Here is a 9,602-nt window from a genome sequence, read left to right as displayed (position 1 = left end):
GGCGGCGCCGGTCGCGTGCGTCAGGCCAACGGCTTCTTCCAGGTCGAGCGCACCTGCCCCCGCTGCGGCGGCTCGGGCGAGATGATCGCCGATCCCTGCACCACCTGCCGGGGTCACGGCCAGGTCCGCAAGACCCGCAAGCTCAGCCTCAAGGTTCCGGCGGGCGTCGACGACGGCTCGCGCATCCGCCTGTCGGGCGAGGGCGAGGCGGGCCAGCGCGGCGGGCCGCGCGGCGACCTCTATGTCTTCCTGTCGGTGCTGCCGCACGAACTGTTCGAGCGCGACAACCTGGACCTGCTGGTCACGGTGCCGGTGCCGATGACGGTGGCGGCCCTGGGCGGGGCTGTTGACGCGCCCTGCCTGATCTCAGAAGCCTGCGACGGCAAGTGCAAGGCCCCGGTCGAGGTGCCTGCGGGCGCCCAGACGGGCAAGACCGTCCGCATCAAGGGCAAGGGCATGCCGCACCTGAACGGCCGCGGTCGTGGCGATCTGGTGGTCGAACTGTTCGTCGAGACGCCGACCGACCTGAACGCGCGCCAGAAGGAGCTTCTGGCGGAACTGGCGGCCTCGCTGGGCGAGAGCCAGACGCCGCGCAACACGAGCTTCGCGGGCAAGGCCAAGCGCTTCTGGGCCGATATTCTGGGCGGCGACGCCGATAATCCGAAAGAGACTGCGTGAGCGACATCTTCCACGCCGGCATCTCCGGCGCCCGGGGCCGCATGGGCCGCGCCGTTTCTCAGGTTCTGGACGCTCGCGAGGACGTGGTGGTGGCCGCCCGTTTCGATCGCGGCGAAACCGTCGACCTGAAGCTGTGCGACGTCATCATCGACTTCTCGACGCCCGAGGCTTCGGTCGCCCTGGCCAAGGCCTGCGCCGAGGCGGGCGGACCGGCGCTGGTCGTCGGCTCGACCGGCCTGACGCCCGAGCAGGAGGCCGAGATCGAGGCCGCCGCCGACAAGATCGCCATCGTCATGAGCGGCAATTTCTCGCTGGGCGTGAACATCCTGATCGGCCTGGTCGAGCACGCGGCCCTGCGGCTGGATGCGCGCGACTGGGACATCGAGGTGCTGGAGACCCATCATCGGCGCAAGGTCGACGCGCCTTCGGGCACGGCCCTGATGCTGGGCGAGGCCGCCGCCAACGGTCGGGGCCGCGATCTGAAGGAGCTGCGCAGCGCCCCTTATGACGGCATCACCGGCCCGCGCGAAACGGGCAAGATCGGCTTCGCCTCCCTGCGGGCGGGCGGGGTGATCGGCGACCATACCGTGATGTTCGCCTCGGAAGACGAGATGCTGACCCTGTCGCATTCGGCCATGGATCGCAGTCTGTTCGCCAAGGGCGCGGTGGCCGCCGCCGCCTGGGTGCGCAACCGCCGCCCCGGCCTCTACGACATGCAGGACGTCCTGGGCTTCCGCCAGGCTTGATGCCTGGAGGCGCTGACGCGCCCACGCTATCGCTCGCCGCGCGGCGGCTCGCTGCTTGAGCGCGGTTGGTTCAGGCTAGGCGGGTTCGGCCAGCAGGGCGCTCAGGGCGCCGCGCCAGGCGGTCAGGTCGGTCGAGCGTTCGGCGATCAGGCGGCTGAGCACGCCGCACTGGCCCCGGGTCGGCGCGGCCATGCCCCAGGCCGGGAAGGCGCGCCGTTCGATCCGGTTGCGCGCCACGACCTCGATCTCCTCGTGACGCTCGTCGAAATGCAGGTGCAGCATCAGGATGTCGAGCGCGCTGGGCGAGCCTTCGAGAACCTGAACGAACACGCCGCCCTGCAGCGTCAGCGCCCCCGTAATGCCGTTGCGGGCGTTCAGGAAGGCGGCGACGTGGACGATGTCGACCATCGCCGTCGCCTCATCGTCCGGGGCCAGACGCGAGCGGCTGCAATAGACGAGCTGGTCCAGCGTGTTCATGACAGCCACGCTAGGGTCTTATCTACGAGGATGAAAGTGACGCTTTCGTCAACGTCCGGTTGAGCCGAAGCCGCCGGCGCCTCGGTCGGTCTCGTCCACGGCCTCGACTTCGACCATCCGGGCCTGCTCGTAGCGGGCGATGACCATCTGGGCGATGCGGTCGCCGCGCTTGATCTCGAACGGCAGCTCGCCGTGGTTGATCAGGATGACCCCGACCTCGCCGCGATAGTCGCTGTCGATGGTGCCCGGCGAATTGGGCGCCGAGATGCCGTGCTTCAGCGCCAGGCCCGAACGCGGGCGCACTTGGGCTTCATAACCGGGCTCAAGCGCGATCTTCAGCCCGGTGGGGATCAGCTTGCGCTGACCCGGCTCCAGCACCAGGGTCTCGCCTTCGCCGATGGCGGCGCGCAGGTCCATGCCCGCCGAACCGGCGGTCTCATAGGCGGGCAAGGCCAGACCCTCGGCGTGAGGCAGGCGTTCGACGCGGATGGTGGTCATGACGGGGAGGGTCTCTCTAGGCCTTGAAGTGATCGGCGATGCGTTGGGCGAGCTTCCTCGCCACTTCGGTCTTGGACTGGCGCGGCCACGGCTCGGCGCCGCCCTGGGTGAACAGGGTCACGGCGTTGCCGTCCGAACCGAACACCTCGTCCGAGACGTCGTTGCCGACGATCCAGTCGCACCCCTTGCGCGACAGCTTGGCGCGGGCGTTGGCCTCCAGGTCGCTGGTTTCGGCGGCGAAACCGACCACCAGCTTCGGACGACGTGGTCCGGGGGCGGAGACGCCCGCCAGAATGTCGGGGTTCTCGATCAGGGCCAGCGACGGCGGGCCGCCCGGCGCCTTCTTTATCTTGCCGGAAGCCACGCCGTCCACGCGCCAATCCGCGACGGCGGCGCTCATCACGGCGATATCCGCAGGAAGAGCAGCCTCGACGGCGGCCTTCATCTCGACAGCCGCCTCGACCCAGATGCGGGTCACGCCGACGGGCGCATCCAGCGCCACCGGGCCGGAGATCAGCGTCACCTGCGCCCCCAGTTCGGCCAGGGCGGCGGCGACCGCATAGCCCTGCTTGCCGCTGGAGCGGTTGGTCAGGCCGCGCACCGGGTCGATCGGCTCGAAGGTCGGTCCGGCCGTGACCACGGCGGTCCGGCCCGTCAGCGGGCGTCCGTCCGGTCCGGCCAGCAGGCGGGTGACGGCGTCTAAGATGACCGGCGGTTCGACCATGCGGCCCGGCCCGAATTCGCCGCAGGCCATGATTCCGTTGTCCGGCCCGACCACGGCCATGCCGTGAAAGCCGTCGAAGCTCTTCAGTCGCTCGACATTGGCCCGCACCGCCGGGTGCAGCCACATGCGCACGTTCATGGCCGGGGCCAGCAGCACCTTCTTGTCGGTGGCCAGAAGCGTGGTCGAGGCCAGGTCGTCGGCCATGCCGTTGGCGGCCTTGGCGATCAGCCCGGCCGTCGCGGGCGCGACCACCACCAGATCGGCCCAGCGCGACAGCTCGATATGGCCCATGGCCGTCTCGTCTTCCGGCATGAACAGATCCTGCCGCACCGGGTGGCCGGTCAGGGCGGCCAGCGACATGGGGGTGACGAACTCGGCGCCGGCCTTGGTCAGCACGGTCATCACTTCGGCGTCGGCCTTCTTGAGCAGGCGGATCAGCTCCAGCGCCTTATAGGCGGCGATGCCGCCGCCGACGATCAGCAGGATTTTGCGGCCGGAAAGCGAGGGTGCGGTCATGACGGAATCTGTAGCCGGGCGGGGTGACGGCGTCGAGACAAAGCGACGTCGCTGACGTTTCCGTCAATGGAACATTGCCGGAACAAAAATTGTATGCCTAACTGTGTTCGGCGGGTTTCAGGAGGGGATGCCATGCATATGCGGATGTCTGCGGCCCTGGCTGCGGCGGTTGTGGTTCTGGCGGGATGCGACAGCGGCGGCTCGGCGGTCGAGACGCGGGATCGCAGCACGGCCGAACCGGTCGGCCTGGTTTCAGAGGGGGCGCGAGACGGCGTGGCGGATGCTGCGCCGCTGGAAGCGGCCAAGCCGCCGGTCACGGCCAATCGGCGGGAAACCGCCGACGCCAAGGTGCAGCGGCTGTATGAACGCAACGGCGCCGCCTTCGGCGCCAAGTCGGCCGAGGATTATCTGCAGAAGGTTCAGGCCTTCACCGAGGAAACGCCGTCCGGCACCGAGACCGTGAAGCGGCCGAACGGCGACACCCTGTTCTATCAGGCCTCGACCAACACCTTCGCCGTGGTGGACCGCAACGGCGTGCCGCGCACCATGTTCAAACCGGACGACGGCCCGACTTATTGGGCGCAGCAGAAGGAGCGGGCTCCGACCTTCGGCCAAAGGCGGAATGGGACGCGCGTGGCGGAGTAGGGCGGCTGTGTCAGGCCGGATCGAACGTCAGGGGCGCGCCCCAGAACTGGGCGACCAGGTCCGACTGCGGGCCGGGCGTTCCCGTGGTCAGGAAGTCGCGGCGCGCCGACGAACCCAGGTCGTATTCCGGGTGGCGGTCGAAATAGCGTTCCAGCGAGTCGGCCACGGCGGCGGGCTGGCTGATGACCTGCACGCCGGGCGGCAGGGCCTGGGCGAACAGATCGGCCACGATCTCATAGTGGGTGCAGCCCAGGATGGCCTTGTCCGGGTGGCGGCCGATGCGGCGGCGCAGGGCGTCGACGTGGTCGTCGACAACCACCTTCAGCTCCTCCGGCGGGGCGCCCAGCTCGATCAGACCGGCCAGGCCGGGGCAGGCCTCGGTGAAGACGGCCAGGTCGTCGCGGCGCTTGTCGATCTCGATCTCATAGACCCGGCTCATGGCCGTGGCGGCGGTGCAGAAGACGCCGGTGATGTCGATCGCCTGCTTCTTCTCGCCTTCCAGTCGGCCGTTGCGCTCGGCCTCGAACGACCAGGGCAGGCCGGTGGCCGCCTCGATGGTCGGGACGATGATGCCCAGGACGTTGACCGGGCGACCCAGCTTCTGGCGCATCTCCGGAATCCAGGTCTGCTGCAGGCGACGCAGCGCGATGGCCGAGGCCGTGTTGCAGGCCAGCACGACCACGGAAGCGCCCGCCTCGAACAGGCGCTCGCACCCGGCGCGCGTCAGCGCGACGATGTCTTCGCCGTTGCGCCCGCCATAGGGGGCATGGGCCTGGTCGCCCAGATAGATGAAATCCCGCGTCGGAAAGCGGGCCGTGAGTTCGCGGTGGACCGTCAGGCCCCCCACGCCGGAGTCGAAAACGCCTATCGCCATGCAGCGGCCTTTAGCCTCGCGGGGTTTCGCCGTCCAATAGTTAGGACTAAACCGGATTTATGCGACGTCGGGGGCCGCTGCGCCGAAGGACGTCCGAAACAGCTATGGTTGGGAGACCTGGATGCACAGACGTCATCTTCTCATCGGGGGCGCGAGCCTCGTCGCCTTGTCGGGCTGCGCCTCGGCCGGGGCCGTGGAGACCGAAATGACGGGGCCGACCGCCGTTTCCCTGTCGACCGCAGATGAAGCGCGCATCGCCCGCGCCGTCCTACCGACGGCCGCCCCGCGCGCCGAGTTGCTGCAGCCCTGGACCGGCCCCTATGAGGGCGTGCCGCCGTGGGACACGGTGACCGCGCCCAAGATGCGCGAAGCCATCCTGGAAGGCATCGAGCTGCAACGCGCCGACATCGCCGGCATCGCCAACAATCCGGACGCCCCGACCTTCGCCAACACCCTGGTGGCGATGGAGCTGGCCGGCGAGCCGCTGGACCGCGCCCTGAACGTGTTCAGCGTCATGACGTCGAACGTCGGCGGTGAACAGTGGGATGCGCTGGAAACCGAGCTGTCGCCGATCTTGTCGGCCGCTGGCGACGAGATCACCTTCAACGAGAAGCTGTTCCAGCGCATCAAGGCCGTGGCCGACGGCGCTGAGGCTGGCGGCCTGACCGCCCGGGTGGCCCGTATGGCTGAGGACCGTCGCCGCGAGGGCTTCATACGCACGCCGATCCTGTCGAGCGGTTCGGACAAGGCTGTGGCTGAGAGCCTGAACGCCCAGCAGACCCGCCTAGCCGAGCGCAGCCGCGACGCCTTCGTGCGCAACGGCGCCGCCCTGGACGCCGCCGGCAAGGCCGAGCTGGGCCGCATCAACACCGACCTGTCGAACGCCTTCACCGGCTTCGGCCAGAAGGTGGTCGCCGACGAGAACACCTGGACGGTCATCGCCAATGAAGCCGGTCTGAAGGGTCTGCCGGACTCGAACAAGGCCGCCGCCGCCGCCGCGGCGCGCACACGCAACGTTCAGGGCTGGGCCATCGTCAACACCCGCTCCAGCGTCGATCCTTTCCTGACCTTCGCCGACGACCGCGCCCTGCGTCAGCAGGTGTGGACCAAGTTCGCCAAGCGCGGCGACAACAACGACGCCAACGACACCAAGGCGACCATCGCCCGCATCGTCGCCCTGCGTCAGCAGCGCGCCCGCCTGCTGGGCTTCGGCAACCACGCCGAATGGCGCATGCAGGACACCATGGCCAAGACCCCGGCCGCGGCGATGGATCTGATGCAGCGCGTCTGGGCTCCGGCCAAGGCCCGCGTCGCCGAGGAAGTCGCCGACATGAAGGCGATCGCCGGTCACGACATCGAGCCGTGGGACTACCTCTACTACGCCGAGAAGGTGCGTAAGGCGAAGTACGACCTCGATCAGAACGAGCTGAAGCCCTACTTCGAACTGCATGCTGTGCGCGCGGCGTCGTTCTACATGGCCGAGCGCCTGTATGGCTTCGTCTTCAAGCAACTGCCCAAGGGCACGGTCTCGACCTTCGAGCCGGACGTGACCACCTATGAGGTCTCGGACAAGGCGACCGGCAAGCTGATCGGCCTGTTCTACGCCGACGACTTCGCCCGTCCGGGCAAGCGTTCGGGCGCCTGGATGACGACCTATCGCTCGTTCTCGCAGCTGACGGGATCGAAGCCGATCCTGGCCTCGAACAACAACAACTTCGTCAAGGCGCCGGATGGCCAGCCGCTGCTGATCTCGCTGGACGACGCCGAGACCCTGTTCCACGAGTTCGGCCACGCCCTGCACTACTTCTCGTCGGTTGTGACCTATCCGTCGTTCGGCAACACGCCGCGCGACTTCGTGGAATATCCGTCGCAGGTGCACGAGCACTGGGTGCTGAGCCGCCCGATCCTGGACGGCTACATGAAGCACGTCGAGACCAAGCAGCCGATGCCGCAGGCGCTGGTGGACAAGATCGAGGCCTCCTCGACCTTTAACCAGGGCTACGCCACGGTCAGCTACCTGTCCTCGGCCCTGGTCGACATGGACCTGCACACCCAGGCCACGCCGCCGACCGACATCGACGCCTTCGAGAAGGCCTCGCTGGGCCGTCTGGGCATGCCCAAGGAGATCGTGATGCGGCACCGCCTGCCGCAGTTCAATCACCTGTTCACCTCGGACGCCTATTCGGCCGGCTACTACTCCTACCTGTGGTCGGAAGTGATGGACGCCGACACCTGGGCCTACTTCGAAGAGTCGGGCGACGTCTTCAACCCGGACATCGGCGGCCGCTTCAAGTCGATCATCCTGGCGCCGGGCAACACCACGGATCGCGGCGACGCCTATCGCCAGTTCCGCGGCCGCAACCCGGACGTGGCGGCCCTGCTGAAGGTGCGCGGCTTCCCGGTTTCCTAAGGGGCCTATCGGCCTTCGGCCTACTTGAGGCCGTTGGCCGCTAATTCTGGAGAGGGCCCGGCGGAGCGATCCGCCGGGCCTTTTCTATTTCTGTTGAGGTGGCGTAAGCCTTGGCTGTGTCACAGGCTGCGTCGGGTCGAGAAGGCGGAGCCTTCTGATCGCGGCCCAGCAAGGAAGGAGCGCCCATGAGCGTCGTCGCCTCCTACGTCTACAAGGACGGCAAGCGGGTGCGCGACGCGCCGCTGACGGATCAGGGCCTGGCCCTGGCCAAGGGCGAATACCTGTGGATCGGCCTGCACGAGCCGTCGGACGATGAGTTCGACGTCCTGGTCCGCCGTTTCCACCTGCATCCCCTGGCGGTCGAGGACGCCCTGACGGCGCACCAGATCCCCAAGCTGGAGGTCTATGGCTCCGAACTGTTCATCGTCGCGCGCACGGCCCAGGCCAAGGGCGATCGCATCCTGTACGGCGAAACCCACGTCTTCGTCGGCCCCAACTACGTCATCACCATCCGCCACGGCTCGGCGCGCGCCCATACCCAGCTGCGCGCCCAGCTGGAGGCCTCGCCGCACCAGTTGAGCCACGGGCCGGACTTCATCCTGCACGGGGTGCTGGACTTCATCGTCGATGGCTACATCCCCATTATCGACGCCATTGAGGACAAGGTGCTGGAGATGGAGCAGGTCGCCCTCGACAGCTTCCTGTCGCGCGCCGACATCACCCGCCTGTTCCAGCTGCGCCGCGAACTGCTGAAGTTCAGCCGGGTGCTGGGGCCGATGGAGGAGGTCTGCGTCAAGCTGCAGTCGCTGGACCTGCCCTGCATCGACCGCGAGGTGCGGCCCTATTTCCGCGATGTGGCCGACCATGTGCGTCGTGTCGCCAGCCGCGCGGCGGGCCTGCGCGACATCCTGGCCTCGGTGTTCGAAGTGTCCAACCTGCTGGAGCAGCAGCGCCAGGGCGTCATCACCCGCAAGCTGGCCGCCTGGGCCGCCATCCTGGCGACGCCGACGGCGGTGGCGGGCATCTACGGCATGAATTTCGAACACATGCCCGAGCTGCGCTGGACCTATGGCTATCCGGCGGTGCTGGCCTTGATCGTCGCCATCTGCATCGGCCTGTACGTCACCTTCAAGCGGACGCGGTGGCTGTAATCAGCCGCTGTTCCTGAGGCCCGCCGCCACGCCGTTGATGGCCAGAAGGATGCCGTTGCGCACGCGCGGGTCGTTGTCGCCTGCGCGGCGGCGGCGGATCAGCTCGATCTGCACATGGTTCAGCGGCTCGACATAGGGCATGCGCTGGCGGATCAGCCGATCCAGTTCGGGCTGGGCGCCCAACAGGCTCTGTTGCCCGGTGATCGACAGGACGGCCGCGACGGTGCGGTCCCATTCGGTGTGGATGGCGTCGTAGATCCGTTCGGCCAGGGCGGCGTCGGGGACCAGTCCGGCGTAACGGCGGGCGATGGCCATGTCGGCCTTGGCCATCACCATCTCCATGTTCTGAACCATGGTGCGGAAGAAGGGCCAGGTCTCGGCCATGGCGCGCAGCTCGGCCGGGTCTTCGCCCTGGACCGCCGAGCCGAAGCCGAACCAGCCGGGCAGCATGACCCGCGACTGCGACCAGCTGAACACCCAGGGAATGGCGCGCAGATCCTCAATGGCGGGGGAGGCGGTGCGGCTGGCCGGGCGCGAGCCGATCTTCAGGTCGGCGATCTCGGCGATGGGGGTGGCGGCGCGGAAATAGTCGACGAAGCCGGGCGTGTCATAGACCAGGGCGCGATAGGCCTTCATCGAGGCGGTCGACAGGCGCGCGGCCGTGGCGCCGTGCTGGGCGCTGTAGTCCGCGTCGGACTGCGGCCCCAGCGAGGCCAGCACCGTTCCGCAGGTGAGGGCGTCGAGGTTGCGCTGGGCGACTTCCGGCTCGCCGTATTTGTTGGCGATGACCTCGCCCTGTTCGGTGACGCGGATGCGGCCCGCGACGGTCCCGGCAGGTTGGCCCAGCACGGCCGAAAAGGCCGAACCGCCGCCGCGTCCGACG

Annotated in this window: 10 protein-coding genes; 5 read left to right on the top strand and 5 right to left on the bottom strand. The window is 68.2% G+C overall.

Features of this window, described 5'->3' with window-relative positions; all coding sequences use genetic code 11:
- Together RT567_RS07810 and dapB are read left to right on the top strand one after the other, a co-directional pair.
- On the top strand, positions 1 to 678 hold a 678-nt coding region (locus RT567_RS07810; RefSeq protein ID WP_313575548.1), incomplete at its 5' end, for a DnaJ C-terminal domain-containing protein.
- Positions 675 to 1,424 (top strand): 4-hydroxy-tetrahydrodipicolinate reductase, encoded by a 750-nt coding sequence (dapB, locus tag RT567_RS07805; RefSeq protein ID WP_313575546.1) that lies wholly within the window; start codon positions 675 to 677, stop codon positions 1,422 to 1,424. The genes RT567_RS07810 and dapB, both read left to right, overlap by 4 nt.
- A 75-nt stretch (positions 1,425 to 1,499) precedes the next feature.
- On the opposite strand, the gene RT567_RS07800 is transcribed toward dapB, so the two are convergent.
- Genes RT567_RS07800 through coaBC form a run of 3 tightly spaced genes read right to left on the bottom strand, consistent with a single transcriptional unit; the run spans position 1,500 to position 3,639 of the window.
- Complete coding sequence (locus RT567_RS07800) at positions 1,500 to 1,901, bottom strand: BLUF domain-containing protein (RefSeq protein WP_313575556.1); 402 nt, start codon at positions 1,899 to 1,901, stop codon at positions 1,500 to 1,502.
- Positions 1,902 to 1,949: 48 nt separating this feature from the next.
- A complete protein-coding gene (dut, locus tag RT567_RS07795) occupies positions 1,950 to 2,399 on the bottom strand; it encodes a dUTP diphosphatase (RefSeq protein ID WP_313575545.1) in 450 nt (149 codons plus the stop codon).
- A 16-nt stretch (positions 2,400 to 2,415) separates the two neighbouring features.
- Entirely contained in the window at positions 2,416 to 3,639 is a 1,224-nt protein-coding gene (coaBC, locus tag RT567_RS07790; protein WP_313575543.1) for a bifunctional phosphopantothenoylcysteine decarboxylase/phosphopantothenate--cysteine ligase CoaBC, read from the bottom strand.
- A 132-nt stretch (positions 3,640 to 3,771) separates the two neighbouring features.
- On the opposite strand from coaBC, the gene RT567_RS07785 reads away from it, so the two are divergent.
- Positions 3,772 to 4,284 carry an S-type pyocin family protein gene (locus tag RT567_RS07785; RefSeq protein ID WP_313575541.1) on the top strand — a complete coding sequence of 171 codons (513 nt, stop codon included), beginning with the start codon at positions 3,772 to 3,774 and terminating at the stop codon, positions 4,282 to 4,284.
- Positions 4,285 to 4,294: 10 nt separating this feature from the next.
- Here the strand turns inward: RT567_RS07785 and RT567_RS07780 are convergent, their stop codons facing one another.
- Entirely contained in the window at positions 4,295 to 5,158 is an 864-nt protein-coding gene (locus RT567_RS07780; RefSeq protein WP_313575539.1) for a glutamate racemase, read from the bottom strand.
- Positions 5,159 to 5,279: 121 nt separating this feature from the next.
- On the opposite strand from RT567_RS07780, the gene RT567_RS07775 reads away from it, so the two are divergent.
- Both RT567_RS07775 and RT567_RS07770 read left to right on the top strand, forming a co-directional pair.
- Positions 5,280 to 7,568, top strand: a complete 2,289-nt coding sequence (locus RT567_RS07775; RefSeq protein WP_313575537.1) for a M3 family metallopeptidase — start codon at positions 5,280 to 5,282, stop codon at positions 7,566 to 7,568.
- A 185-nt stretch (positions 7,569 to 7,753) separates the two neighbouring features.
- Positions 7,754 to 8,719: a magnesium and cobalt transport protein CorA gene (locus RT567_RS07770; RefSeq protein WP_313575536.1), complete on the top strand. Its 966-nt coding sequence runs from the start codon at positions 7,754 to 7,756 to the stop codon at positions 8,717 to 8,719.
- Here RT567_RS07770 and RT567_RS07765 read toward each other — a convergent pair.
- Positions 8,720 to 9,602 (bottom strand): phosphoenolpyruvate carboxylase (locus tag RT567_RS07765; protein ID WP_313575534.1); only part of this gene is annotated, 883 nt, incomplete at its 5' end. It lies immediately after the preceding gene.

It is taken from the genome of Brevundimonas sp. (genome assembly GCF_032107865.1).
Lineage (GTDB): Bacteria > Pseudomonadota > Alphaproteobacteria > Caulobacterales > Caulobacteraceae > Brevundimonas.
The sequence above is the reverse complement of the archived record's forward strand: the minus strand, read 5'-3'. Positions and strand labels throughout refer to the sequence as shown.